The sequence below is a fragment of the Olivibacter sp. 47 genome, from assembly GCF_030372825.1.
Lineage (GTDB): Bacteria > Bacteroidota > Bacteroidia > Sphingobacteriales > Sphingobacteriaceae > Olivibacter > Olivibacter oleidegradans.
The window spans coordinates 1,313,441-1,339,329 of record NZ_JAUCNR010000001.1 but is presented as its reverse complement, the minus strand read 5'-3'; the positions used below and the strand labels follow the sequence as shown (position 1 = coordinate 1,339,329).

The window sequence follows — 25,889 nt, the reverse complement described above, 5'->3', positions numbered from 1 at the left end:
CTTTACGATGACTAATGTTGAACTGATAGATCGCAGTAAGTTGCCGCGACATATAGCCATCATTATGGATGGAAATGGACGCTGGGCAAAAGAACGCGGTAAGTTGAGAGTGTTTGGCCATAAACGTGGTGTGGACTCGGTGCGAGATGTTTTAGAAGGTGCTGTGGAAATCGGTGTGCCTTATTTAACCCTATATACATTTTCTGCTGAAAACTGGAACCGCCCGAAATTGGAGGTGGCCGCCCTTATGGAGTTGTTAGTGTCTTCAATTGGTAAAGAAACAAAACGATTGATGGCAAATGGCGTGAAGCTAAACGCGATCGGAAATCTCGATCTGTTGCCTGCTAAAGCGTTAGCGCACTTGAAACAGTGTATGGAAGAAACGGCGTCCAATACCAAATGTACGTTGACGCTGGCCTTGAGCTACAGTTCCCGCTGGGAGATTGCAGACGCAGCAAAAAAAATAGCACAGTCTGTTCAACAGGGTTTATTGAAAGCTGACGATATCGACGAAGCCTTGTTTGCTCAGCATCTTAATTCTTATCCTCTACCTGATCCCGAACTTATGATCCGCACAAGCGGAGAACAGCGCATCAGTAATTACTTACTATGGCAATTAGCTTACGCTGAATTGTATTTTACCAGTAAATTATGGCCGGATTTTAGAAGGGATGACCTGTATGCCGCTATTGTTGAGTTTCAAAATCGAGAGCGCAGATTCGGCTTAACCAGCGAACAATTAAAATAAGTATTTTAACTTTATATATATCAAAATATCAAAAGCTAACGTTCAAAATTTGAAAAAAAATAGTTTAACAAAAATTAACAACTGTTTATTTTACTTTAGCGGCGATAAATAAATTCAATGAAGCGACTTTTTCTTTTAATAGGTTTTTGTTTGATAGGAGCGCAAATTGCTTCAGCACAACTTCGAGTAGGTAATTCGTCTAGGCAAACGGGTGGGTCTGGCTACCTGAATCCAAAGGATTATATTATTGGAGGTGTTACAATAAGTGGTACTAAGTTTTTAGATAACGATGTATTATTGACGATTTCGAAACTTTCTGTCGGTGATCGTATTGAAGTACCCGGAGAAGCAACTTCCAACGCAATCAAGAACCTATGGTCGCAAGGGCTTTTTGATAATATTGAACTTACCATAGACCAAGTTCGGGGTGATACAGTATTTTTTAATATTGACGTGGTAGAACGACCGCGTTTAACGCGTATCGACCTGGATGGTTTGAGTAAAAGTCAAACAGAGGAGGTTAGAAAGCGACTAAACGAAAATACGGGGAAAATCATTAACGAAAACTTACTGAATACCACCCGAAATACGATTAAACGTTACCTTAGGGAAAAGGGCTATTTATATCCTGATATTAACATTTCGCAAGTAAAAGATACAACAGAAGCAAATAACCAAATTCTAAAAGTCGCAGTTAAGAAAAATAAAAAAGTAAAAGCGAAAGAAATTAACTTCACCGGTAATAAGGAATTTTCCGATGCGAAAATGCATAAATACCTGAAAAAAGTGAAGCAAAAGAGGTGGTGGCGGTTTTGGGGCCCCGGTAAATTTAACTATGAAAAATATGCTGAGGGTAAAGAGGCGCTTATTTCGAAGATGCGCAGTAAAGGTTATCGCGATGCAACCATTGTTCGGGATTCTGTTACCCAGTTGAATCGAAAAAATGTTCGCATTGACATTGATGTGTATGAAGGACCAAAGTATTACTTTGGTGACATAACCTGGTCGGGTAACGCAAAATATACCGACGAAACACTTAGCAAGATCTTAGGGATAGAAAAGGGAGAGGTATTTAGTGAAGAGAAATTGAATACCAAATTGTTAGGCCCATCCAAAACAGGAGCCGATGTTTCTGCCTATTATATGGATGATGGTTATTTGACCTTCCAGGTAGATCCTGTGCAGACAAAAATCTATGGGGATACCATTGATTTGGAGATGCGTATGTATGAAGGACCACAATATGATGTCAATCGGATTGTGCTAAAAGGAAACGACGTGACAAACGATAAAGTGGTTCGGCGTCAATTACAAACGAAACCGGGACAAAAATTCTCCAAGACGAATATCATGCGGGATATCCGTGAAATTGCCACCTTAGGTAATTTTGACGAATCCAAGACTTCACCGGTGCCGAAGCCAAACCCAGCCGATGGAACGGTCGATATTGAATATACGGTGGCTGAAAAACCTTCCGATCAAGTGGAATTGTCTGGAGGTTTCGGAGCGGGACGTATTATCGGTACCTTAGGTTTAACGTTCAATAACTTCTCTACCAAAAATCTATTTAATAAAAAAGCTTGGAAACCGCTTCCTCGTGGAGACGGGCAAAAGCTAAGCTTGAGAGGCCAAACGAGTGGTAAATCGTATCAATCCTATAGCTTCTCTTTTTCTGAGCCTTGGCTAGGAGGGAAGAAACCGATTTATTTTGGTATAAGTGCCTTTACTTCTATGTCGGCCTATGGCGGTTACGATTATTATACCGGCCGCGAGAACGTTACGGAGAGTACCCCCAAAATCCGGATGAACGGTGTAACGGTTAGCTTAGGTAAGCGTTTAAAATGGCCCGACTATTATTTTCAGGTAAACTATTCGTTAAACTTACAACAATATAAGTTGCGTAATTACGATGCTTACTTCCTGTTTAGAAATGGTACATCTTATAATATTAACTTAACGCAAGAGATAAGCCGGAACTCGCTGAGCGATCCGATTTTCCCTACCTCCGGATCGAATTTGCGCTTCACGGTACAAGCAACGCCTCCTTATTCTTTGTTTAATAATATCAATTATCCTACGGCGCCGGATCATATCCGTTATCGTTGGGTAGAATATCACAAATGGAAATTTGATTCGCAGTGGTTTCAAACGGTTGTGGGTAAACTGGTATTTAAAGCTCAAGCTCAATTTGGATTTATTGGCTCTTATAGTAAAGTTACCGGTACCTCGGCCTTTGAGCGCTTTAAGTTAGGGGGCGATGGTATGATGGGCTTCGACTTTCTACAAGGTTCTGAAGTAGTTGCCATGCGCGGTTATGCCAATGGTTATGTGATACCGGAAACGAAAACAAACAGCCAGGATATTCAAATTGCAAGAAACTCCGGTAGCCCGATTTATACACGTTATCAGATGGAGTTGCGTTACCCTGTCATGATGAATGAGCAGGCGAAGGTCTTCTTGCTTGGATTCGCTGACGCGGGTAATACCTGGGATGCCTTTAAAGATTTCAATCCGTTTAAGGTGCGTCGTTCGGTGGGTATAGGCGCGCGCATTTTCCTTCCAATATTTGGTTTATTAGGAATTGATTATGGACATGCCTTCGATCCTATACCGGGGGTTGATAGAAGCCAGTGGCGCCAACCATTCACGTTCAGTATTATGCAACAGATGGGAGGATTTAACTAGTAATAGGACATCAGACGTAAGTAGTAGGATATAGACATAAGAAACAGGATAATGTAAGGGAGTGGAAAAGACGGTGAGACTTGTGCTGATACCTGATACTTTAGTCTTGATACTGATATCTTGATGCCAAAAGAATTGCTAAAAAATGTTAAATTTTATATCTAAAATATAGGAATGGTATTATATTTGGCATTCATTAAGAAAAGATGAGGTCTTTCATCCCGATTAGTCAGGTTAAACCTTGGCTGAAAAGTCGAGTCTGAAAGAACATAAAGAAATGATCATATGAACACTAAAAAAATATTCTTAACGTTAGCTTTTATATTTATTGCCGGCGCTTCTGCATTCGCTCAACGCTTTGCTTATGTAGATAGTGAATACATATTAAAGCACATTCCGGAATATGTTTCTGCGCAGAAGCAACTGGAAGATATGTCCGAAAAATGGCAAAAGGAAGTGGATGCTCGGTACAGCAGCATAGAAAGAATGTATAAGGCTTATCAACAAGATCAGGTGATGTTGAGCGATGAGATGAGAAAGAAAAGAGAGGACGAGATTGTGCAGAAGGAACGTGAGACTAAAGAGTTTCAAAAGAAAATTTTTGGCTTTGAAGGTGATCTGTACAAGGAACGCCTTAAACTAATCAAGCCGATACAAGAGCGTGTTTCCAAAGCCATACAAGCGGTTGCCGAAAGCCAAAATCTAGACGTGGTACTCGATAAAGGAAGTGAAGTGACATTCTTGTACTCTAATCCGAGGTTGGATAAAAGCAATGATGTAATCACTCGCTTGGGTTATAAACCGGAGGCACTTGCAAAATAGAGAATACTTGCTTAAAATTGCACCAATTTTCAAATCCGTAGCTGAGCTTTTGCCTACTACGGATTGTGTTGTGTAAAATGTAATTAACTTAAACAAAAATTATAGACGGCTCTGTTGAGTCAACAAAATTAAAATTGCGAATGAAACATTTATTTAAGTCGGTTTTAGTAGCTGCAGGATTATTTTTAACAGTTGGCGCTGTGAGTGCACAACAAAAAATTGGACACGTGAATTCACAGGAGATTTTGCTTCTAATGCCGGAGTACAAAACAGCCAATCAAACATTGGAAACTTTTGTAGGTACTAAACGTACTGAGATTCAACAAATGGATGCTGAGCGTCAAAAAAAGATCACAGCATTTATGGACAAGCAAAAAACCAGAAGCGAAGCTAATAAAGAAACAGTAGATAAAGAATTGCAAACCTTAAGTACAGAAATCCAGCAGATGGAAGGACGTATGGGAGAGGTGCAGCAGAAGGCAGAACAGGAAGTAGGTGCGAAAAGAGAAGAGGTGTTCCAACCGGTTTTTGAAAAAGCAGAAAAGGCTATTCAAGCGGTGGCAAAGGAAAAAGGTTATGCCTATATCCTAGATATTGCACAACAATCTGTTTTATATTTTGAGGGAGGAGATGATATTAGTGCTGCAGTAAAAACGAAGTTAGGAATCGATCCAAATGCGAAACCGGTAGCACCGGCAGCCACGACGCCTACTACTACCACTCCAGCAACAAAATAAGTGATTTAAAGGTAAAGAAAACCGTTTCTATTTATAGGAACGGTTTTTTTGTTTTATGAGGAGGGTGAGAAGAGAGGAGTAGGGTGTAAGGTATAGGGTGTAAGGTATAGGGGATGAGGTGTAGGGTATAGGGTATAAGGTGTAAGGTATATGGTATAGGGTGTAAGGTATAGGGTATAGGGTATAGGGTATAGGGTATAACGAGTGAGGTATAAGGTGTGATTAGATGCCGGGCCTCAGAAGCTAAACTCTTGAAATCCCTATTATTTAAAAACATTCTAAATAGCTGTGTTTGACAAAGTTTTGACACTGTAACAAGCGTATAGATGTACTTTTGTCGACAGTATAATATAGAGAGGGTAAAGAGACCTTGGAGCATCTTAAAGTAATAGCATTTACACACAAGCACGTTGACCTAAAAGATTTAGGCAATTTGGTTATTTGTAATGAAGAGCTTGAAAGCCGATTGATTAACGTCAAAAACAATTTTGACATCGAAGAGATTTTTTACGTAGGCACATGCAATCGGGTTGAATTCGTTTTTCATGGAAAACATACCTTAACAAGTGAGTTCGTGAAGAACTTTTTGCGTGGATTGAATTTTTGTGTGCCTGATGAACAATTTGATCAATTTCTTAATCAGGTGACTACTTATGAAGGACTGGATGCTTTACATCATTTATTTAGGATGTCCTGTTCTTTGGAGAGTTTAGTTGTCGGAGAAAAGGAAATATTAGCGCAGGTTCGACGAGCTTATGAAAGATGTCGTAAAGGGGGATTAACGGGTGATTTTATGCGCTTAATGATGAACAGTTTGGTGAAGACGGCTAAGGAGGTTTATACGCATACCATGATCTCCCGTAATCCGGTGTCCGTTGTATCATTAGCCTATCGTAAATTAAGAGATCTCAAGTTCACTGATAATCCCCGTATCTTACTAGTAGGCGCAGGTGAAACCAACCAAAATATCTCAAAATACCTACAAAAACATAAATTTTCAAACTTCGTAGTATTCAACCGTACAATGGATAAAGCGGAACGTTTAGCGAAAGAGTTAAATGGCCGAGCCTTTCCATTAAGCGAGTTAAGGCACTATAAGGAAGGATTTGATATACTGATTACCTGTACAGGTTCTACAGAACCCGTTATTACATCGTCTATTTATGCCAGTTTGCTAAATGGGGAGACATCCAAGAAGATAGTCGTTGATTTGGCAATCCCGAACGATGTTTCGGAGGAGGTACTTGCTGAAAACGCAATACACTACATAGAAGTTAGCGGCTTGCAAGCAATTGCGAATAAGAATCTTCAGGAACGTTATAACGAACTTATCCACGCGGAAAGAATTATTGAAAGCAATGTTGCCGAGTTTTTACCTATTTTAAAACAACGAAAGGTAGAAATAGCCATGCGCCAGGTACCCGAAAGAGTGAAGGAAATAAAATCTTTTGCATTGAATACGGTATTTGCTAACGAGCTTAATTCCTTGGATGCCAGTTCCAGAGAGGTTTTGGAAAAGGTTATTAACTATATGGAGAAAAAATATATCAGCGGTCCGATGGTGCTTGCAAAGGAAATATTAATCGCAAAAAGCAAAGAGGCGGCAGAAAATTAGAGGGTAGGGTTTCTTTCTACACATTGCTTTTAGCTTATCACATTATTTTTTTATTTTTATAGCAATTAAAGATGGTTATCTAACAATACACCATCTTTTTTGGCATTTAGTGAAGTGTTTTAGTTGAAGCATCGGACTCTAGCTGCGCTGAATGGATTCAATGAATAGATAGCGGACGAATAAAGGGAGTATTCCAAGGGCGGAATAAAAGTTGAGTTGGGTAATGAGGGTTAGAAAATGGATTATTTACAATTGCAACATATATTATAAAGGTGGACAGAACGCTTATTATTGGAACAAGAGGTAGCGATTTGGCTTTGTGGCAAGCTAACCATGTGAAAGATCGTTTAGCTACAATTGGCGTACAAGCAGAGCTTAAAGTTATTAAAACACAGGGAGATAATATACAGCATCTTCGTTTAGATAAATTAGAAGGCAAGGGTTTTTTTACGAAAGAATTGGAAGAAGAACTGCTTGCTGAAAAAATCGACATTGCCGTACATTCGCACAAAGATCTTCCTACTGCAAATCCACCCGGATTAAGAATTGCAGCGGTATCTGAAAGAGAAGATCCTTCAGAATTATTGATTATTCTGAAAGATTGCGTTGATCTTAAGAAAAGATTATCCGTTAAACATAACGCCATTGTTGGCACTTCCTCCAATCGGCGGAAAGCACAGTTGTTGGCTTTCAGACCGGATTTGGAAATCGAAGATTTACGAGGTAATGTAAATACTCGTTTACAAAAGTTGCGTGATGAAAAATATGATGCTATCATGTTGGCAAAAGCGGGTGTTGAACGTTTGAAATTAGATTTAAGCGAGTTTCATGTGGAAATCATACCTCCAACGGAAATTATTCCGGCTCCCGCTCAGGGAGTTTTAGCTATTCAAATTCGTGAATCCGATCATACATTGTATGAAGTTTTGCAAAAACTGCATCAAAAAGATGTGGCTGAAACTATAGGAGTAGAGCGTAAAGTCCTTAACCTTTTTGAAGGAGGATGTCATATGCCATTAGGTTGTTACTGTCGGAAAACTACAACCGGTTATGAAGTTTGGACTGCAAAAGCTAAAGACGGAGAAAGCTTTCCTACACGTTTATATCTTAAAGCGGAAAGTGCTGCTGGCTTGGCAGAAGAGATTGTAGAGAAATTTGATCCGGATAGAAAATTGCCAAGTTCCGTTTTTATCACCCGTGAACTTGCTGACACCTCTTTTCTGAAGCGGTCCTTGGAACAACATCATATAAAAGTTGAAGGGCGATCGCTCATTAAAATTTTTTCCATTATAAATACCTTGGATCCATATATACTCAAATATGTTCGATGGGTATTTTTTAGTAGTAAAAATGGAATCGAAAATTTTTTCAAGCTTAAACCGAGACTTAGTAAACATGTGCAATATGCCGTAGTTGGTCGGGGTTCCGAAGAAGCTTTAAGAAGCCATGGGATTATACCTGCGTTCACTGGAGAAGCCGAGGGGATTGAAATGGAAAAAGTGGGAGATGCCTTCGCCCAAGTAGCAGCAGGTTCTACAGTACTATTTCCTCGCGCAAAAGGCTCGCTGCAAACCATTCAAAGTCGGCTAACTGCCGATACGAAGGTTATTGATTTACCGGTTTATGAAACGCGTATTGATGAGCAGGTAGAAGGCTCGGGAGCGGATGTCCTAATCTTTACTAGTCCAACCAATGTTGAAGCCTACTTTAAGGATAACCTGGTAGAGCCGGGGCAGAAAGTGATCAGTATCGGTAACTCTACAGGAAAAAAGCTCGAGGAAATAGGAGTTCAATACACATTGCCTTTCTCACCTGACGAGCTAGGGTTGGCAGAAGCAGTTTTTGCACTGAATTACAGTAAGGGAAAGCCAACGAAAAATGATTCATCAGGAACTGTCACCCCATTGCTATAATATGTTTTGCTACTTCAATCGCACATTTTCATGCTTATCTTTGTAACAAGAAAAATCTCAAAAGCTTCGTGTACGAGCACCTCCCTTTTTCTTTCGAAAATACCTGGTGTTTAGCTTGTAAAGCTACGAGATTTGTCTTGAGAGATTAAGATTAAAAAAAAGAAAATGATTTATCGACAACGTAGATTACGTAAAAATCCAATTGTGAGGGAGATGGTGGCAGAAACTCATCTGTCAAAGGATATGTTTATATATCCTTATTTTATCGTTCCAGGAAATCAAATAAAACATGCCTTGCCCTCCTTACCGGGTATACACCATTTTTCTATTGATAAACTGATAGAGGACGTAGCAATTGGATTGAAACTGGGCGTTAATAAAATCATGCTTTTTGGGGTTGGAGAAGAGAAGAGTGCGGATGCACACACGGCTTATGATCACCATGGGCTGGTTCCTAAAGCCATCAGAGCACTTCGAGAAGCTTTTGGTGAAGATCTATATATTGTAACGGATGTCTGTGTATGTTCTTACACGACACACGGACACTGTGGGATTTTAGAACATGATTATGTTCAGAATGATGCCACCATCGACGTGTTAACAAAAATGTCACTCGCGCATGCGGAGGCCGGGGCGGATATGTTAGCTCCTTCCGATATGATGGACGGCAGAATTAGTGCAATCAGAAAGGCACTGGATGAAAATAACCTGGTAAACGTAGCGATTATGTCGCATGCAACAAAATTTGCTTCCTCTTATTATGGTCCATTCAGGGAAGCAGCAGATTGTGCTCCAAGCAAAGGAGATCGAAAGGCTTATCAGATGGATTTCAGAAATCCTAATGAGGCATTAAGAGAAGCCTTTTTAGATGAGCAAGAGGGCGCTGATGTGCTAATGATTAAACCGGCTTTAGCTTATCTGGATGTTATTAGTAGGATCAAGGATGAAACCACTTTGCCTTTGGCATGCTATAATGTTTCAGGCGAATTTGCAATGGTTAAAGCAGCTGCGCAAAACGGCTGGATAGACGAGCAAAAAATTGTAATGGAAACCATGTATGCTTTTGCTCGTGCGGGTGCTCGTATAATTACCACTTATCATATTAGAGATATGGTAGAGCAGCAGTGGATTTAATGGAATGTTGAGTAGTTAAATAGGGAAGTAGTTAAGTGGTTAAGAATGATGAATACCCCACTTAACGTTTTAACGACTCTACTACTTAACGTCTAGACAACTCAACTACTTAACGTTTCAACAAATAACGAACATGTTAGATTCCATAAAAAAAATGTTTTCGGGAAATGAGGAAGAGGTACGGGTGGCCGGGTCTAAAGCAGACATATCGCGCGAGAAGTCTGCAATTTTGTTTGAGAAAGCAAAAAAGTACTTTCCGGGTGGCGTAAATTCGCCTGTGCGGGCTTTTAAATCGGTATACGGCACGCCTTTATTCATTGAGAAAGGCGATGGATGTTTTTTGTGGGACGCTGATGGAAATCAGTTTATAGATTTCTGTTGCTCTTGGGGTCCGCTTATTCTTGGCCATAATCATCCCAAAATAAGGGAAGCCGTCATTTCTACACTCCAGCATGGGCTGAGTTTCGGAGCACCAACAGCCTTGGAAAATGAATTAGCGGAGTTAATTCTAAAAAATAATAAATATATCCAAAAGCTACGATTTGTCAGTTCCGGTACAGAGGCTGTTATGTCGGCCATCCGTTTGGCTAGGGGCTATACCAAAAGGGATAAGATCATTAAATTTGAGGGCTGTTACCATGGGCATTCGGATTCTTTATTGGTAAAAGCTGGCTCTGGATTGGTAACTTTTGGTGAGACTTCCTCTTTAGGTGTGCCTAAAGCATTTGCCGATGAAACAGTGGTAATCGGCTTGAACGATAAAGAGGCTTTGGAACGTGCTTTTGCTGAATTTAAAGAAGAAATTGCAGCTGTTATTATTGAGGGAATCCCTGCAAATAACGGCTTATTGATGCAGAATAAAGAATATATCGAATTTCTGCGTAAGATAACAAGCGATCACGGGAGTTTACTTATTTTTGATGAAGTGATTACCGGTTTTCGTCTGGGATTTGAAGGCGCAGCGGCTTATTACGACGTGCATCCGGATATTATAACCTACGGAAAAATAATTGGGGGAGGGATGCCTGTTGGCGCTTATGGATCCTCGGAGGAAATTATGGGTTATATTTCACCGGACGGTGGCGTTTACCAGGCAGGCACCTTATCCGGCAATCCGGTTGCGATGGCTGCGGGGATTGCACAGCTAAGCGAACTGAATAAACCCGGATTTTATAAAGAATTAAATAAGAAGGCAGCTGAATTTTCAGCTTCCATACAACGATATGCAAGCGCAAAAAATTATAAGGTACGTGTGTTTAACGTAGGGTCTATATTTTGGATTGCCTTTACTGATAAAGATAATATCCAGGCCGCATCTGATATTGAAGCAGAAAGCATGGATAAATATAAGGTAATGCATCGGGAATTGCTGAATAGAGGTGTCTACCTCGGACCTTCGGGCTATGAGGTTGGTTTTGTTTCGGCTGCCCATTCGAAAATAGAACTAGAGAAAGCGAAAAGGGCTATATTTGAAAGCTTGGATGTGGTGTTTAAGTAGGTGTTAGGACTTAGGTATTAGCTTTTAGCTTATAAGCTTGAATTAGCTAACAACTAACAACTAACAACTAACAACTAATTAGGTATGCGAAAGCCATTGTTTTTATTTTATTTTCTTGTCTTCTATGCAATAGCGCAGATTGTATGGTGGGGAATGCTTTTAATGGAACTGGAGCCATTACGAAAAGGCATGGTGATAGGTGAGGGGTTTATTTTTATGACCATCTTTTTGGTGGGTGCTATTAAGCTGAAAAGAGCTTTCGTACACGAGCATAAAACACATAAACAACAACATAACTTTCTTCTTTCCGTTACACACGAGCTAAAGTCGCCCTTAGCTTCAATTAAATTGTATATACAAACCATATTAAAACGTGATCTGAATAAAGAGCAACGGGATCAATTCCTATCAAATTCTCTAAAAGATATTGAGCGTCTAGACGATTTAGTGGAAAATGTGCTGCTAGCAACTAAACTGGAAAGTGTAGGCAAAAGTATTCCAAAAGAGGAATTTGATTTTTCTGAGCTGACCGGACGAATAGCTGATCGATTGCAGGTACATTCCTGCACCTCCCAGATTATTAAAACGGATATTCAGCCAAACATTTTTTTTGTCGGTGATAAGCTGGCTATCACTTCAGTTGTCACCAATTTAATTGAGAATGCTATCAAATATTCGCCACCGTGTGCACATGTTAATGTGCGACTGTATAAACAAGATGGGCAGATACGGTTCTCAGTGGCTGATTTAGGAATAGGCATTAATGATGAGGAAAAAAAACGTATTTTTAATAAATTTTATCGTGTAGGGAGTGAAGATACCCGTAAAACTAAAGGTACGGGATTAGGGTTATACATTGTAAAATCGGTATTAGATAAACACAACGCCCAAATTAAAGTATTAAATAACACTCCTACAGGGAGCATTTTTGATGTAACATTTAATTGATTATGCAAGCAAAACAACGCATACTTCTCGTAGAAGATGAAGAGCACTTGCTCGAAGCCATCAAGTTGAATCTTGAATTGGAAGGATATAAAGTAACTACTGCTACAGATGGAAAAAAGGCACTTAAAAAGTTCAAGGAAGAACGATTTAATTTGATCATCCTTGATGTCATGATACCGGAAATTGATGGATTCCAAGTTGCTGAGACTATTCGACTGGAAAATACAGAAGTGCCCATTATGTTCCTCACGGCCAAGAATACAAGCGAAGATCGTATTACCGGTTTAAAAAAAGGTGCTGATGATTATCTAGTTAAACCTTTTAACCTGGAAGAACTTATCCTGCGAGTGGGCAATTTAGTGAGAAGAGGCATGAAAGGTGATGACCTGAAAGAGTTAAATTCTTATCAAATCGGCGACAAAACGATTTATTTCAACTCGTTCGAGTTACACCACGCCGACGGAACGATTACCGCTTTAACAAAAAAAGAAACGATGCTCCTTAAGTTATTAATCGAGCGAAGAAATGAAGCCGTTTCCCGCGAGCAAATTTTAGAAACCGTTTGGAATTACGATGTGTATCCTTCAACACGCACCATCGATAACTTTATTTTGACCTTCCGTAAGTATTTTGAGCCAGATCAGAAAAACCCGATCTATTTCCACTCGATCAGAGGTGTTGGTTATAAGTTTACCGATAACAAGACACATTAGCCTATGATGACTTCAAAAGCTCGACTAGGTGTTATCGTGCTTGCTTTATTGCTATTAGCCTATACGGTGTATGCAAAGACATACCAATTGACAGCCTTAATGGTTTGTTTGATCGGCTATACGATATGGAGTTACTATAGAGAAGGTACTGTACTCTTGGCTTCTGAGGCTTTTAAGAAGAAACAATATGATTTAGCGCGTAACCTTTTGGCCGATATCAAGAATCCTGATCATCTGCGGAAGAGGAGACGAAATTACTATGAATTTATCAGCGGTAGCTTGGATCTGCAATTACTTAATTATGATAGCGCGGAAAGACATTTCCAAATTGCCAGTAGATTGCCTTTTCGACGGAAAAGTGATAAGGCACTGATTTTTGTAAACCTGGCGAATATCAACTTAATGAAGAAAGACTATGATCGGGTGAAGACGTATCTGGAAAAGGTGAAGGAATTGGAAGTGAGTAGTCGAATTGCCCAGATTGTAAATAGAATAGAAAACGAAATACCAAAATAACGTGACCACAGCTATAAAAGATAGTTTATTTATCAGAGCTGCTTTTTCGCAGCCAACAGAACGCCCCCCGGTATGGATGATGCGGCAAGCGGGCAGATTTATGAAAGAATACTGGGATATAAAAAATAAATATTCTTTCTTGGAAATGTGTAAGACGCCTGAAATAGCGGCGGATGTAACCATGCTGCCTGTCGATTTGTTGGGAATTGATGCAGCTATTCTTTTTTCAGATATATTGGTAACGGCGGAAGCGATGGGCGGTGAATTGAGTTTTACGCAGGGAGTGGGGCCTAAATTTGCAAATCCGGTACGAAATGAAAGCGATATCGATGCCTTGCAAACCGACGTCGCGGATAAACTACAATATGTAGCTGATGCTATTCAGGTTATCCAACAACGACTTAATGGAGCAATTCCTTTAATAGGCTTTGCCGGGGCCCCTTTTACGGTTCTAAGTTATTTAATCGAGGGTGGATCATCCAAAGATTTTAAGCTTACTAAGCTTTTTTTGAACAACCAGCCGGAATTAGCCCACAAATTATTAAAGAAGATTGCTGATGTGACGGTTACTTATCTGAACATGCAGATAAAGGCCGGAGTGAATGCGTTGCAGCTATTTGACAGTTGGGCACTTGCATTATCATGGGATGATTATAGCGAATTTTCTCACCAATATAATGCTGGAATTATTGCGCAACTTGATCGAAAAGATATACCGGTTATTTCTTTCTGTAAGGGAAGTTCGGTGTTTGCACCACTTATGGCCGAGGCGAAACCAGATGTGATCTCGGTCGACTGGAACGCAGACTTGAAACAAATAAAAAACAATTTGCCGAAAGGAATAGCCGTACAGGGTAACTTAGATCCCTTTATCTTATATGCTGACAAAGCGGTAATAAAGAAAAAAATTTTACATCTCTTCGAACGTATGCGTGGTGAAGAAGGTTTTATCTTCAATTTAGGACATGGCATCATGCCGGATATTCCTTTTGATAACGTAAAGTATGCAATTGATGTAGTAAAGGAGTTTAGGTATTAAGTTTTTTGTTGTCTGTTGTTGGTTATTTGTTATTCGTCCTAGATTTGATATTCTGGTTTAATCATTATCATAAAAGACATACATTTCTAACAACTAATAACTAACAACTAATAACGGAAAAATGTATTTATACGCAAAGGCTGTACATATTATCTTTGTTGTCTGCTGGATGGCGGGCCTATTTTATATGGTCAGGCTATTTATTTACCATACAGAAGCAAAACAGCAGTCTGAAAATGAGTACCGCATTTTACATAAGCAGTTCGTTTTGATGGAACGCAAGTTGTGGTGGATTATCGCTACTCCATCTATGTATTTAACCATTATTGCTGCAGCGGTGATGATGCACCTGAATCCGGCTTGGTGGTCTCAACCGTGGATGCATGTCAAACTTACTTTTGTTTTAGGATTGATTGTCTATCATTTTATTTGCCAACGAATTATGTTTCAGCTGGCGGGAGAAACGAGCAAGTGGACCTCCATTAAACTTAGATTATGGAATGAATTAGCAACGGTTTTATTATTTGCTATCGTTTTTACGGTGGTGCTAAAAAGCGCTATAAACTGGATATATGGCGTGGTAGGTCTGGTACTATTTGCTGTCATGCTGATGATAGCTGTTAAGATCTACAAGAAGATACGGGAAAAGAGCAATTAGCCTATTGGCTAATTGCTGCTATTTTTCTTTCGAGCATGGCGTACTGGTTACCTAAGTATTTTTCCATATCCATCTGTTTGTATTTTTTGGAATTGTCTAGCATAGCATTCAAGAGGCCCATGCCTAAGCGAATATTACGTTCGTCTATAACATTTGGTTTATCTTTTGCGATTGCTAAATTATAATTGAGCTGCTCTATAATATAGTCGCCATTTCTTTTCATAAGCTCATTTGCTTTATTTTTTCGTTTACTTCATATAAGGTATCCGATATAAAATAATAGTCAACCGCTTGATTCATACTTAAAACCTGTTTTGGAAGTACCTCTAGACACTTATTGACGACATCTTTGGCTTTTGCTTTTTGATCAACTTCCAGGAGCTCTCGAGATAAAATATTAAAATTGTTCGTGTATTGCGGAACGATGTTCCGGGTAAGGGGATCTAAGTAATTTAACTTATTCACATTCGCCCAGTTATATCGATGCATCAAGTTATGATACATAGCCCACCTATTGGTGTGCTGCGTATCGACCGGAGCCTTGGCAGTTGCTTTGGTGTTGGTTTTAGCTAAGTCTACCGGCATTAATCGGTATAACAGTCCTTCGTTTACGAGGTATTTGTCCAATCCCAGGGTTTCACTTGGTGGAATTTTGACAAAATAAATGGGACGCTTCCACGCATTATTTTTCAAAAGATCCAAAATTGCTAAGTCACCACGGGTGATATAGTTACGATTGAAATCCCATTCCATGCTATCGGTTATGAAGTCTTGCCAAGCTTTTGGTACCACCTTGTTTTTCATTACATTCTTCTTACTTACATCAGCTTCATCTTCTTGGTAGGTAGAAAATTTTCTCCGGTGCGATCAGATTTGTCGTCGGGATGGTCCGACAACATAATGTCTAATAAATCTTTAATTTCCACCGGCTTGTCAATATGGTAATCCTCGTATACCAGATAGTCCCTTACACCTTTATCTACTTTTGCGGGTTCGATGTCTATAGGCAAGGGCGCTGAATTGTTGATCCTTTTGCGCATCTGCTTTAAATACCAATCAGAATTCAGATAGCCAATATTAACGATCCTGACATCCGGACGAATTCCTTCTACCTCTTGTGCATACCAAATAGGGAAGGTGTCGTTATCACCATAAGTAAATAAAATGGCATTTGGTTCACAAGATGCAAGATAATTGCGCGCATATAGATCTCTAGTTGTATACTTTTCCGATCGATCGTGATCATCCCAGCCCTGGTATAATAATAAAAACGGAACGGCGAGTAGACAGAGGAGCGTTGTTGAGAAAACCAACGATCGTTTCTTAGCTAGACTAGTCAATGCAATAACGCCAAGGCCAATCCAGATAGCGAAAGCGTAGAAAGCCCCTACATAAGCATAATCACGTTCGCGTGGTTGCAGAGGTGTGTCGTTTAAATAAAGAACGATTGCCAATCCAGTGAAAAAGAAAAGAAGCAATACGATACTCATATCTTTTCTATTATGCTGATAGTGCCACCCTAAACCAATTAAGCCCAGTAGTAGTGGAAGAAAATAAAAGTGATTGCGAGACGGATCTTGCTTAACAGATGACGGTAAATCATATTGGCCTCCTAAACGCATATGATCGATCGCTTTAATTCCGCTCAGCCAATTTCCATCCGTAAGATTGCCGAATTGTCCCGATTCGTCGTTTTGCCTTCCAACAAAATTCCACATAAAATAACGCCAGAACATAACGCCTGCTTGATAGCTTGTGAAAAACTGCAAATTGCTCCAAAACGTTGGACGTTCATTTTCTGCTAAACGAAGCCAATGTTTGTAAAAATCGCTATCCTTTTGGCTGTGCACGCGTGGGAATAATGTCGTGCGATCATAGGTATATTCTGATTTATGTCCTACAATGGTGTATTTCTCGGCGTCTTTTCTATAAATCGGTGCTCCGTTTTCTACGGCGATCGGGTTGGAATCAAAATACTGACCTACGATTAATGGGCTGCGAGGGTATTGATCACGCGTTACGTATTCTAGGAAGGAGAAAATGTTGTCGGGATGATTATTATTGAGCGAAGGATTGGCTGTCCCTCTAACAAATACCATAACGAAGGAGCTATATCCAAAGAGCACAAAGCAAAAACAAAGTAGTATCAAATTTAGTTGAGCCTTATTGTATTTAATGGAATAGCGAATGCCAAGAATGATTGCTGTAACCAATAATATAATAAAGGTGAAGATGCCACTTCCGAACCCAAGTCCTAAGGTGTTGACGAAGAAAACATCAAATTGTGCGACCGCTTTAATTAAATATTGTATGACACCCCATAAAATAGCGCCTAGTAGAAGAAAGCTAATACCGAGCTGTTTAATAATTCCTCTTGTCGTAATTTGCTTTGCGTTCTTGAAGTAAATTACCAGGGTAAGTACGGGAATAGTTAATAAGTTTAGTAAATGTACTCCGATGGATAGCCCAATAATATAGGCGATTAAGACAATCCACTTTGATGACCTTACTTCATGTGCGTGGTTTTCCCACTTCAAAATAAGCCAGAACAAAATCGCCGTGCATAAAGAAGACAAAGCATATACTTCGCTTTCCACCGCCGAAAACCAGAAGCTGTCTGAAAAAGCAAAGGCCAGAGAACCTACTATACCAGCTCCTAAAAGCTTGACTGTGATTAGCAGAGATAGTGAATGGTCTTCAGTAACAAGTATTTTTTTCGCCAATGAGGTAATAGTCCAGAACAAGAACAACACCGTAAGGCCGCTGCAAACAGCAGAACCTGTATTCATCCAGTAAGCCAGTGATGTTTTGTCGCCCAATGCAAGGTTGGAAAAAATATTTTGCAACATTAGGAAGAGGGGTGCTCCAGGCTGGTGTACAATCTCCAGTTTATAAGCAGCGGCGATAAATTCGCCACAATCCCAAAAACTAACGGTTGGCTCTTTAGTAAGAAAGTAGATGAAGGTCGCAATAAATGCGCATAGCCAACCAATAAGATCGTTCAACTTTTTGTAGGTCTTCTCCATAATAAGGCGTTTTGTTAGCTAAAATTAACGGAGAAAATGTTAAAAGTGTCGGGCGAAATGTTAAATATATGAATGTATACGTTTTTGTTACGATAACGTCTCTTTGATTCGTTGTGGAAGGCTGTTATAAACGAGTTCGTAACTATGGTCGATGAGTTCTGTAAGCTGCTTAAAGGAGAGCTCCCCGTTTGCTTGTACTGTGCTCCAGTGTTTTTTATTCATATGATAACCGGGAAGAACACTTGAGGGATACTGTTCTCGTAACTCAATAGCTCGTTCGGGATCACATTTTACGTTAAAAGATAATGGTTGTGCATCAAGGCCAGTCAAAAGAAAGACTTTTTCTCCGACTTTAAAAACTAGCGTGTCCGGACCAAAGGGGAATCCTTCCGTCACTCCTCTTTTGCTTAGGCAATATGTCCTTAGTTCTTCGATGTTCATTTTTTTAAGTAAAAATTCAAAATTCAAAATTCAAAATTCAAAATTCAAAATTCAAAATTCAAAAATTTAGGTTAACACCTAACACCTAACACCTAATAACCAATAACTAATACAATATCGTAAACTTCATATCCAGCGGGTTGAAGAATTTGAGTAGATCGTTTATGAGCTCGTCACCGTATTTCACATAGAGTAATCCAAAATTCTCCACCCGCTCTTGAAGTCCACCATTTGGAAAAAATTTCTCCTTTATTTTGTCTATCTGTGATACAGCGTCTTCAAAGTTCAGTTTATCTGCTTTAACAAATTTCTTTTCGAGGTTATTGATTGCTTTACATAACCTGGTTTTTATAGCCTCTGCACTGGGACGTAAGGTAGGATCAATCTTAGTGGCTCTTTCTTTAATACGTTCAAATATAGCTTCCATCTCAAGCCACTCATCATTAAATTAAGGCGATGTTTTGAGTGTATACGTACATATTCTCTTTTTAACTCGTTTGCGTCACGAAAGAGACTTTTAAATGTTAAATTGAGCCTAAAAATTTTATAGTCGAGATGCTCATTAGATACGATTGCAGAGTTACGAGGAAGTAGAATGGGAAAGTCCACCTTATAATGATCGAAATTACTCTTTAATTGCAACCAGTACACAATTTCTGCACCGCCGCCGATATAACAGAGATTAGGCAAAACAACTTCCTGATAGAGCGGCCGCATCACCACGTTTGGGCTGAAACGCTCAGGGTGGTTTTCAATTTCTTTTACTAATTCTTCCTTTGAGAAAAATAAATTATGGTGCAATACCTCAAAATCGCCTGATGTTGTTTGAACGATCCGTTCCCGGTACTCTTCCGTCAAGTAAAAAAAATTAATCTCTCGGGCATGAACTTGCGTTTCGAAACCAGCTTTCTCTAAGGCTTCCGTTGTACGTGTAATATTGTGGTAACTACGTTGTTCTAGAATATCTTCTTTGATATAGGGAGCGAAAAGCGTTTTTAAGTCGCGATGATCAGCATCCATTACAACCAGCCCGTGTTTTCCGAACAAACCGTTCACTAAATAGCGGGTAGCGTCAGCCAAGTTGGTATGTTGCAAGTACGCTTCTTCAACCAGCCTGGCTAGCTTATCTGAATTGTGACTTAAGCCAAGTAATTTTTGGTATTTCTTCACGGTACGTGCCATGGATAGTGTTTCCATTCGACCCGTAGCAGCCTGAGCAGGGATGTCCCATTTAATCAATTCGCCCTGCAATTGGGTGTGGTTAATCTCAGCGAAGTCGTGGTCTTCTGTCGCCATCCAATAAATAGGAACAAAATGGTAGTCAGGGAACTTTTCTTTTAATTGCTTGCACAACTTGATCGTACTGACAATTTTGAAAATAAAGTACAAAGGACCGGTGAAAATGTTTAGCTGATGTCCGGTGGTTATCGTGAAAGTGTTCGCTTCTTCCAGTAGGTTGATGTTGTTTTTAACTTCTAATGGAAGATTGTGGAAAGCGCTATATTGATCTCTGAGTGTATTTACCAATACCTTGCGGTTAGTCCGATTCGCTTTCTTCTGATTAATTTGCTTTTCAAAACCGGCAATATCCGGACTGTTGCCCAAGAAGGGTGTTAGTTTTTTATCTTGTGCTATATACGCTAAGAGCGTTTCGGAAAAACTATTGGTATCGCTGTAATTAATATAACTTGCTTTCATGTTTTATATAGGCTTTCAGCAATCAGCCGTCGGCAATCACATAATATAGCTACAATAATAACTTATAAAACCGATTGTTTTCGTCCTTTTATCGTCAATTTAATAAATCCTTAGGATTTGACGGTTCCGTAAAGATCAAAGTCCTCAGCTCTATCGATGTGAACATCAACAAATCTCCCCACAGCCGCATAATTGTTATTTGCTGCAATCAATACTTCGTTGTCTACTTCCGGCGAGTCATATTCTGTGCGGCCAATGAAATATCCCTCTTCTACTCGGTCGATCAGGACCTTATACGTATTTCCGACTTTCTCTTGGTTAATTTCGTAAGATATACCCTGTTGAATTTCCATAATTTGCTCCACTCGCGATTCCTTTTCTTCCTGAGGTACATCATCAACTAAAGAGAAAGCATGCGTTTTTTTCCTCATGAGAGTAGGTAAAGCATCCTAAACGATCGAATCGAGTACGTTCGACCCATTCCATCATTTCAGCAAAATCTTGTTCTGTTTCTCCCGGGTAGCCACAGATTAACGTGGTACGAAGCGCAATATTCGGTACTTTGTCGCGAATTGCATTTACCAAGTCGATCGTTTTTTGTTTGGTAATTCCCCTGCGCATGGATTTTAGCATATTATCAGCAATGTGTTGCAAAGGCATATCTAAGTAATTGCAAATATTTTGCCTTTCATTCATCACATCCAATACATCCATCGGAAAACCTGACGGATAGGCGTATTGTAAACGTATCCATTCAATACCTTCCACATCGGATAAGTTTCTTAAGAGATCCGCTAAGTTTCTTTTTCCGTATAAGTCCAAACCATAATAGGTCAAATCTTGCGCGATTAGTATAAGCTCTTTTGTGCCGTTTTTTGCCAGGTGTTTCGCTTCGCTAACTAAATCCTCGATGGGTTTCGATATATGTTTTCCACGCATTAAAGGAATAGCACAAAAGGAGCAGGGGCGATTACAACCTTCGGCGATTTTAAAATAGGCATAATGCGAAGGGGTTGTTAACATCCGCTCACCCAATAGCTCGTGCTTATAATCGGCGCCTACACTTGCTAATAGCTGCTGTAAATCGTTGGTTCCGAAATAGGCATCCACATTCGGGATTTCCGTTTCCAGTTCAGGTTTATACCGTTCTGACAAGCAGCCCGTTACAATCACTTTTTCCAGCTTGCCTTCTTCCTTCAACGCACTGTATTGCAGAATGGTATCGATAGATTCTTGTTTGGCATTATCGATAAATCCACAAGTATTGATAACGACAATGTCGTTTTTAGAAATATTATTAGCCTCATGGACAACTTCCATCTGATTACCACGAAGTTGCCCCATAAGCACTTCACTATCGTGAATGTTTTTTGAACAACCCAGTGTGATGACATTGACACGTGGTTTCGATGGTAAGTTGTTTATTTTTTTTGTTCTCATTCTTCTACTATCCCTATTTAAAAAGGGAATCCACAAATTCTTTTTTATTAAATAATTGCAAATCGTTTATTCCTTCGCCGACACCGATGTATTTTACGGGTATTTTAAATTGATCCGAAATCCCGATGACAACGCCGCCTTTGGCGGTTCCATCAAGTTTTGTCAATGCTAATGCGTTGACATCAGTTGCTTGGGTAAATTGTTTGCATTGTTCGATGGCATTTTGCCCGGTGGATGCGTCAAGTACAAGTAGTATTTCGTGCGGTGCACCCGGTACCACTTTTTTCATCACGTTTTTGATCTTCGTCAGCTCATTCATTAAGGCAAGCTTATTATGCAAACGCCCGGCAGTATCAATAATAGCGACATCCTCTTGATTTGCTACCGCTGATTGGATGGTGTCAAAAGCCACGGAAGCGGGATCAGAGCCCATGGCCTGTGCAACGACGCGAACGCCCACTCTTTCTCCCCACAGTTTTATTTGATCGACTGCGGCCGCCCTAAAGGTATCGGCAGCACCCAAAACGACCTTATTCCCTGCTTGTTTCAGTTTATGTGCGAGTTTTCCAATGGTTGTAGTTTTACCAACACCATTTACACCAACAACCATAATAACATAAGGCTTATGGTTGCCGTATTCAAAATTCTCGAAATCGTTGCTGTTGTTTTCGGCTAATAACTCTTGTATTTCTTCCCGTAGAATTCCGTTTAGTTCCGAAGTATTGATGTATTTATCGCGGGCTACCCGGTCTTCAATGCGCTCGATTATTTTCAAGGTGGTGGTAACACCTACATCTGAGGTAACTAGCACTTCTTCCAGATCGTCCAATACTTCTTCATCAACGGTTGATTTCCCTACCACTGCTTTTGTGATTTTCGTAAAGAAACCCTCCTTGGTTTTTTCTAAGCCTTTATCCAGCGCTTCCTGCGCTTCCGGGGTCTGCTCTTTCTTCTTGAAAAAATCGAATAATCCCATAATATTAAGATGCCAGAATCTAGTTTTTGTTGGTAAAGGTACTAAATTGACCGTAATTTATTGTTTGCTCAGTATCAAGATCTCAGCTTTCCGCTAAATGGTGATGACGTGCCGGCCAATAGCCCATCATTGATGAAGGACGGTAACAAAAAAAGCCCTTCCAATATGCTATCGGAACGGCTTTTTAATTTCTCAACTTAATAAATTAAGCGTTGCTTTCGGCAACAATCTCTTTTGCAGCTTCCACTGCATCCTTGATATGATCGTTGTGAGCAATTAATTCTTTAAAAGTATAAGCACCTGTTTTCGGTGATCTAACCGCAGTAATTACTTTCGTGTAATCTTTACCTTTACCGGTTTTAAGGGTTGCAACGGTTTTCTTAGCCATTTTCTTTTATTTTTATGCTCTTTCGAGCTGTTGTTATCAAAGATTTATTTAATCTCTTTATGAACGGTTACTTTTTTAAGTACAGGGTTGTATTTTTTCAACTCTAAGCGTTCAGTAGTGTTTTTCTTATTCTTGGTGGAAATATAACGAGACATTCCCGGTAAACCACTTTCTTTATGTTCAGTGCACTCTAAGATTACTTGAACTCTATTACCTTTTTTAGCCATTGTTATTTGTCTTAATGCCGCAATTCTGCGGGATATTTTTTAACAGGATCGATAGATCACTATGCGTGATAACGTAGGAACTAAACGTATCCTTTTTTTATGAACTTATTAATAACTGCAGTATACCATTTTTGTTGATGGTTTTGATTGCAGAAGTTGAAACTTTCAACGTAATCCAACGGTTTTCTTCCGGGATAAAGAACCTTTTAGTTTGAAGGTTTGGGTAAAATTTACGTTTGGTTTTAACGTTTGAGTTAGAAACGTTATATCCATTCATTGCTGCTTTACCGGTTAAATCACAAATTCTTGACATGACTATATGATGTTCGTTCTATTTTAAAAAACAATTTTCTCAAAGAGTTTGCAAATATCTGAAAATGTTTTTCTTATGCAAGTGTTTTTTAAAGGATTATAAAAAAAGCAGTTCATCATTGCCACCGTCCAAATAGATGATTGCATTAGGATATGAAGAGATTCGTCGGCTACCCGTATTTTATAGGTATTAGCACCATAGCTATCATACGGTAGCGTGAAGTTATTGAATAAAATCCAAATATTCAACAGATTGATAATGTCGCCTGCTAACTATTTTCTGCCTTACATAAAAAGATACATAAATAATCGCTATGAAGTTCAGTAATCGAACAACACGATCCTGTTTACGCCGATAAATTCTAAACAAAAAAACGCTTACTGAAAGTAATTATTTCCGGTATTATTATTACTTTGCGAAAGGGCAATGCCTAGGAAATAAAACCTTATTTTAAACCATTATTGAATTATGAACGAACCGTTATCGGTTAAACCGACTACTACCAAAGGCTTATGGAAAGTTATTGGAGCCTCTTCACTGGGAACACTTATCGAATGGTATGATTTTTACATCTTTGGCAGTTTGGCCGTTATTATCTCGACGAAATTTTTTCCGGCAGATAATCCAACGGCGGCTTTCCTATCGACATTAGCGACCTTTGCAGCGGGGTTTGTTGTCAGACCTTTCGGGGCTCTCTTTTTTGGTAGGTTAGGCGATATGATCGGTAGGAAGTATACCTTTATGGTAACACTGCTGGTGATGGGCTTATCGACCGTGGCTATTGGATTAATCCCCGAATATAAAACCATTGGATTTTTAGCCCCCATTTTAATTTTACTACTTAGACTTTTACAGGGTTTGGCACTTGGCGGTGAGTATGGTGGAGCAGCTACTTATGTCGCGGAACATGCCGAGCCACATCGGAGGGGAGAAAGGACATCCTGGATACAGACAACAGCTTCTTTCGGCTTATTTATTTCCCTTGCTGTTATTTTGCTAACCCGCAAATGCATGTCCAATGAAGCGTTTATGGACTGGGGCTGGCGGATACCCTTTTTGATCTCGATATTAATGGTTATTGTGAGCTACTTTATCCGAAAGAATATGGATGAATCGCCCTTATTCAAAAAGGTAAAGGCGGAAGGTAAAACTTCTAAAAACCCACTTAAAGAGTCTTTTGGTCACCGATACAACTTTAAATTTGTGCTTTTGGCGCTGTTTGGAGCAGCGATGGGGCAGGGTGTGGTATTTTATACCGGACAATTTTATACACTTTCATTTTTGCAAAGAGTTTGCCACGTCGATTTTGACCAAACAAACTATATATTAGGTATCGCTATTTTTTTAGGTACAGGACTCTTTATCTTTTTTGGTTGGTTATCCGATAAAATTGGTCGAAAGATTGTAATGATGACCGGGATGCTACTGGCTATTCTTACCTATCGGCCAATTTTCGATAAATTGTATCAGTTAGCAGATGTAGGGGAAAAAAAGGAACAAATAGATGCGTTGAAAAATACAATGAAGAGAGAGCCTGTACCGGATGGGGATTTCGGCGCAAAAGAGAGGTTGGTTACTACAATACACAGAGTGTATGAGGATGGCACACAGAAGGATGAAATTAGCAGACAGTACGTGGATCCTATCGATGGCCATATTATTCATCGAGAGGATGTTGTTTCTATTAAATTGGTCACAAAGGATATGTGGATAGCGATTGGACTCATATTTTTGCAGGTTTTATATGTTACCATGGTATATGGTCCAATCGCTGCCTTTTTGGTGGAGATGTTTCCTGTAAAAATCCGCTATACCTCCATGTCTTTACCTTATCATATAGGAAATGGTGTTTTTGGTGGATTGATGCCTACTGTCGCGACTTATCTGGTTGCGAAAGCTCAATCTGCTAACGATGCTGCGCAGGCAGCCGGAAAAGCATTGCCTTTTGACAAACCGTATTTAGAAGGACTTTGGTATCCTATTATTATCATAGGAGTGAGCTTCCTTATTGGGATTGTCTATTTATCGAATAAAAAGACCGAGTAGTTGTTTTTGTTAATCTAATTAGCTATGCGTTACATAAAAAAATATTTAGGTGTTCTTTGGATCGTGCTTGCCGTTGTTTCGGGCTATTATTTAATAGTAAGTCAGGCTATCCCCCAATTTCAAAGTGAAAAACCCGAAGACTTGGTGCCGGCGATTGTTTATACCTTTGTGTTAATGCCGATTATAAGTGGTGGATTGCTTGTGTTCGGATGGTACGCCTTACTCGGAGAGTACGACGATTAGTCGGCTCGTTTTTCCCTTTTCTGTTATTTCAAAATGTGCTTGGCTGAATATAAATAATAATTGGC

General features: G+C 39.5%; 22 protein-coding genes and 3 pseudogenes. 15 read left to right on the top strand and 10 right to left on the bottom strand.

Translation table 11 applies throughout. The features are described from left to right. Nucleotides 1-7: 7 nt before the first annotated feature. From uppS to QT327_RS05885, 13 genes are all read left to right on the top strand, one after another. Nucleotides 8-748, top strand: a complete 741-nt coding sequence (gene uppS / locus QT327_RS05945) for an undecaprenyl pyrophosphate synthase (RefSeq protein ID WP_013668388.1) — start codon at nt 8-10, stop codon at nt 746-748. Between the two features lie 117 nt (nt 749-865). Then, nucleotides 866-3,433 carry an outer membrane protein assembly factor BamA gene (bamA, locus tag QT327_RS05940; protein ID WP_130856469.1) on the top strand — a complete coding sequence of 856 codons (2,568 nt, stop codon included), beginning with the start codon at nt 866-868 and terminating at the stop codon, nt 3,431-3,433. A gap of 285 nt (nt 3,434-3,718) precedes the next feature. Continuing rightward, the gene (locus QT327_RS05935; protein ID WP_013668386.1) at nt 3,719-4,255 is read left to right on the top strand and encodes an OmpH/Skp family outer membrane protein; all 537 of its coding nucleotides are present in this window, start codon (nt 3,719-3,721) and stop codon (nt 4,253-4,255) included. Nucleotides 4,256-4,395: 140 nt separating this feature from the next. Next, complete coding sequence (locus QT327_RS05930) at nt 4,396-4,992, top strand: OmpH/Skp family outer membrane protein (protein ID WP_013668385.1); 597 nt, start codon at nt 4,396-4,398, stop codon at nt 4,990-4,992. Between the two features lie 370 nt (nt 4,993-5,362). Continuing rightward, the gene (hemA, locus tag QT327_RS05925) at nt 5,363-6,607 is read left to right on the top strand and encodes a glutamyl-tRNA reductase (RefSeq protein WP_130856470.1); all 1,245 of its coding nucleotides are present in this window, start codon (nt 5,363-5,365) and stop codon (nt 6,605-6,607) included. Between the two features lie 272 nt (nt 6,608-6,879). After that, the gene (gene hemC / locus QT327_RS05920) at nt 6,880-8,520 is read left to right on the top strand and encodes a hydroxymethylbilane synthase (protein ID WP_013668383.1); all 1,641 of its coding nucleotides are present in this window, start codon (nt 6,880-6,882) and stop codon (nt 8,518-8,520) included. Between the two features lie 165 nt (nt 8,521-8,685). Next, nucleotides 8,686-9,654 carry a porphobilinogen synthase gene (gene hemB, locus QT327_RS05915; RefSeq protein ID WP_289552346.1) on the top strand — a complete coding sequence of 323 codons (969 nt, stop codon included), beginning with the start codon at nt 8,686-8,688 and terminating at the stop codon, nt 9,652-9,654. Nucleotides 9,655-9,787: 133 nt separating this feature from the next. Next, complete coding sequence (gene hemL, locus QT327_RS05910) at nt 9,788-11,152, top strand: glutamate-1-semialdehyde 2,1-aminomutase (protein WP_013668381.1); 1,365 nt, start codon at nt 9,788-9,790, stop codon at nt 11,150-11,152. Nucleotides 11,153-11,236: 84 nt separating this feature from the next. Then, nucleotides 11,237-12,100, top strand: coding sequence for a sensor histidine kinase (locus QT327_RS05905; protein ID WP_013668380.1), 864 nt, complete (start codon nt 11,237-11,239; stop codon nt 12,098-12,100). A gap of 2 nt (nt 12,101-12,102) precedes the next feature. Then, the gene (locus QT327_RS05900) at nt 12,103-12,813 is read left to right on the top strand and encodes a response regulator transcription factor (protein ID WP_013668379.1); all 711 of its coding nucleotides are present in this window, start codon (nt 12,103-12,105) and stop codon (nt 12,811-12,813) included. A 3-nt stretch (nt 12,814-12,816) separates the two neighbouring features. Beyond that, nucleotides 12,817-13,329 (top strand): tetratricopeptide repeat protein, encoded by a 513-nt coding sequence (locus QT327_RS05895; RefSeq protein ID WP_013668378.1) that lies wholly within the window; start codon nt 12,817-12,819, stop codon nt 13,327-13,329. Nucleotides 13,330-13,342: 13 nt separating this feature from the next. Continuing rightward, nucleotides 13,343-14,368, top strand: coding sequence for a uroporphyrinogen decarboxylase (gene hemE / locus QT327_RS05890; RefSeq protein ID WP_041388786.1), 1,026 nt, complete (start codon nt 13,343-13,345; stop codon nt 14,366-14,368). 121 nt (nt 14,369-14,489) lie between these two features. Next, entirely contained in the window at nt 14,490-15,026 is a 537-nt protein-coding gene (locus QT327_RS05885) for a CopD family protein (RefSeq protein ID WP_130856472.1), read from the top strand. Between the two features lies 1 nt (nt 15,027). Here the strand turns inward: QT327_RS05885 and QT327_RS05880 are convergent, their stop codons facing one another. The 10 genes and pseudogenes from QT327_RS05880 to rpmB form a co-directional block, all read right to left on the bottom strand. Further along, nucleotides 15,028-15,249, bottom strand: coding sequence for a hypothetical protein (locus tag QT327_RS05880; RefSeq protein ID WP_289552342.1), 222 nt, complete (start codon nt 15,247-15,249; stop codon nt 15,028-15,030). After that, nucleotides 15,246-18,052: pseudogene (locus QT327_RS05870) on the bottom strand (glycosyltransferase family 117 protein). Before QT327_RS05870 ends, QT327_RS05880 begins: the two are co-directional and overlap by 4 nt. Nucleotides 18,053-18,139: 87 nt before the next feature. After that, nucleotides 18,140-18,493 (bottom strand): MmcQ/YjbR family DNA-binding protein, encoded by a 354-nt coding sequence (locus tag QT327_RS05865; protein WP_289552338.1) that lies wholly within the window; start codon nt 18,491-18,493, stop codon nt 18,140-18,142. A gap of 106 nt (nt 18,494-18,599) precedes the next feature. Then, nucleotides 18,600-18,920: a hypothetical protein gene (locus QT327_RS28505; RefSeq protein ID WP_502910524.1), complete on the bottom strand. Its 321-nt coding sequence runs from the start codon at nt 18,918-18,920 to the stop codon at nt 18,600-18,602. Then, nucleotides 18,842-20,191, bottom strand: coding sequence for a bacillithiol biosynthesis cysteine-adding enzyme BshC (gene bshC / locus QT327_RS05860; RefSeq protein WP_502910523.1), 1,350 nt, complete (start codon nt 20,189-20,191; stop codon nt 18,842-18,844). Before bshC ends, QT327_RS28505 begins: the two co-directional genes overlap by 79 nt. A gap of 110 nt (nt 20,192-20,301) precedes the next feature. Next, nucleotides 20,302-21,631: pseudogene (gene rimO / locus QT327_RS05855) on the bottom strand (30S ribosomal protein S12 methylthiotransferase RimO). Nucleotides 21,632-21,644: 13 nt separating this feature from the next. Next, entirely contained in the window at nt 21,645-22,607 is a 963-nt protein-coding gene (gene ftsY, locus QT327_RS05850; protein WP_013668371.1) for a signal recognition particle-docking protein FtsY, read from the bottom strand. A gap of 205 nt (nt 22,608-22,812) precedes the next feature. After that, entirely contained in the window at nt 22,813-22,995 is a 183-nt protein-coding gene (locus tag QT327_RS05845; protein ID WP_013668370.1) for a DUF4295 domain-containing protein, read from the bottom strand. A 44-nt stretch (nt 22,996-23,039) separates the two neighbouring features. Continuing rightward, complete coding sequence (gene rpmG / locus QT327_RS05840) at nt 23,040-23,222, bottom strand: 50S ribosomal protein L33 (protein ID WP_013668369.1); 183 nt, start codon at nt 23,220-23,222, stop codon at nt 23,040-23,042. Between the two features lie 80 nt (nt 23,223-23,302). Beyond that, nucleotides 23,303-23,535 (bottom strand): annotated as a pseudogene (gene rpmB, locus QT327_RS05835) (50S ribosomal protein L28). Nucleotides 23,536-24,003: 468 nt separating this feature from the next. On the opposite strand from rpmB, the gene QT327_RS05830 reads away from it, so the two are divergent. Together QT327_RS05830 and QT327_RS05825 are read left to right on the top strand one after the other, a co-directional pair. Beyond that, entirely contained in the window at nt 24,004-25,581 is a 1,578-nt protein-coding gene (locus QT327_RS05830) for an MFS transporter (RefSeq protein WP_130856477.1), read from the top strand. A gap of 24 nt (nt 25,582-25,605) precedes the next feature. Continuing rightward, complete coding sequence (locus QT327_RS05825) at nt 25,606-25,824, top strand: DUF6814 family protein (protein ID WP_130856478.1); 219 nt, start codon at nt 25,606-25,608, stop codon at nt 25,822-25,824. Nucleotides 25,825-25,889 lie beyond the last annotated feature (65 nt).